At 68.9% G+C, this 1,308-nt stretch carries 1 protein-coding gene; it reads left to right on the top strand.

Features of this window, described 5'->3' with window-relative positions:
• Positions 1-1,308: ABC-F family ATP-binding cassette domain-containing protein (locus B551_RS18240; protein WP_023264729.1), on the top strand; the 1,308-nt coding region annotated here is incomplete at both ends.

Genomic DNA, 1,308 nt, shown 5'->3' with positions numbered 1-1,308 from the left:
AGGCCGAAGCGCACGCGGCCTACGCGGACGCCGACGGCTACACCGCGGCCTCGCGCGCCGAGGCGCTGCTGCTGGGCCTGGGCTTCACGCTGGCGCAGGTCGGCCAGCCGGTCGCCGCCTTCTCCGGCGGCTGGCGCATGCGGCTGAATCTGGCGCAGGCGCTGATGTGCCCGTCCGATCTGCTGCTGCTCGACGAACCGACCAACCACCTGGATCTCGATGCGATCGTCTGGCTCGAAGACTGGCTGGCGCGCTACCCGGGCACGCTGGTGATGATCTCGCACGACCGCGAGTTCCTCGACGCGATCTGCAACGTCACCGTCCATATCGAACAGCAGCAGCTGCGCCGCTATGGCGGCAACTACAGCCTGTTCGAGACGCTGCGGCTGCAGCAGATGGCGCAGCAGCAGGCCGCCTACGCGCGCCAGCAAAAGCAGATCGCGCACCTGGAATCGTTCATCACGCGTTTCAAGGCCAAGGCGACCAAGGCGCGCCAGGCGCAGAGCCGCGTCAAGGCGCTGGAGAAGATGGAACGGCTGGCGCCGGTGCACGCCGCGGCCGGCTTCTCGTTCGAATTCCGCGAGCCCGATGCCGCCCCGAATCCGATGATGGTGCTCGACGCGGTCGATTGCGGCTACGCGGGTCCGCCGCCGGTGACGATCCTGCGCGGCCTGACGCTGTCGATCCAGAACGGCCAGCGCATCGGCCTGCTCGGCGCCAACGGCCAGGGCAAATCGACGCTGGTCAAGACGCTGGCCAATACGCTAGCGCCGCTGGCCGGCACGCTGCGGCACGGCAAGGGCCTGCAGATCGGCTACTTCGCCCAGCACCAGCTCGAGACGCTGCGCGACCACGACTCGCCGCTGCAGCATCTGGCGCGGCTGGCGCCCGATACGCGCGAGCAGGAACTGCGCGACTTCCTCGGCAGCTTCAATTTCCGCGGCGACATGGCGACCTCGCCGATCGAACCGTTTTCCGGCGGCGAGAAGGCGCGGCTGGCGCTGGCGCTGATCGTCTGGCAGAAGCCCAACCTGCTGCTGCTCGACGAACCGACCAACCATTTGGACCTCGATACGCGCGAGGCACTGACGATGGCGCTGGCGCAGTTCGAGGGCACGCTGATCCTGGTCTCGCACGACCGGCATCTGCTGCGCGCCACCACCGACCAGTTCATGCTGGTGGCCGACGGCGGTCTGCAGCCCTTCGACGGCGACCTCGACGACTATCGCGACTGGCTGCTGCAGCAGGCCGCCGCCAAGCGCAACGCCGCGGCGGCGGCGCATCGGGCCGATGGCGCTGACGGTGCCA

Origin of the sequence: Cupriavidus sp. HPC(L) (assembly GCF_000307735.3) — a bacterium.
Lineage (GTDB): Bacteria > Pseudomonadota > Gammaproteobacteria > Burkholderiales > Burkholderiaceae > Cupriavidus.
The sequence above is the reverse complement of the archived record's forward strand: the minus strand, read 5'-3'. Positions and strand labels throughout refer to the sequence as shown.